Consider the following 302-nt stretch of genomic DNA (forward strand, 5'->3'; position numbering starts at 1 on the left):
CCATCCGGTGCGGACAGGCTGGGCAAAACTGGATGCCACCGCGTATTTTGCGGCAGGCAGTGCCTATGCGGCCAGACGCACCGCAGGCTTTGCGATATCAAAGCCCGCCAGCTGCACTGGCCTGCCCGCCTGCGCAAAGGCCTGTGCAATGCAGCGGTCGTACCAGCCCTCGCCGCAGCCCGCATCCAGCAGGTGGAGCGGTGCATCTGCCCCAGCGGAAGCGCCGTACGCAAGGCACAGTTCCCCCAGCGCCGTGCCTTCCTGAACGCCGGGTATTACGGCATCTTCGGCCGGGCGCTGGG

At 67.2% G+C, this 302-nt stretch carries 1 pseudogene; it reads right to left on the bottom strand.

The features are described from left to right. Positions 1–63: 63 nt before the first annotated feature. A pseudogene (locus tag P0G09_RS18600) lies at positions 64–302 on the bottom strand (hypothetical protein); the annotation flags it as partial.

It is taken from the genome of Faecalibacterium sp. DFI.5.82, assembly GCF_029076575.1.
GTDB lineage: Bacteria > Bacillota > Clostridia > Oscillospirales > Ruminococcaceae > Faecalibacterium > Faecalibacterium duncaniae.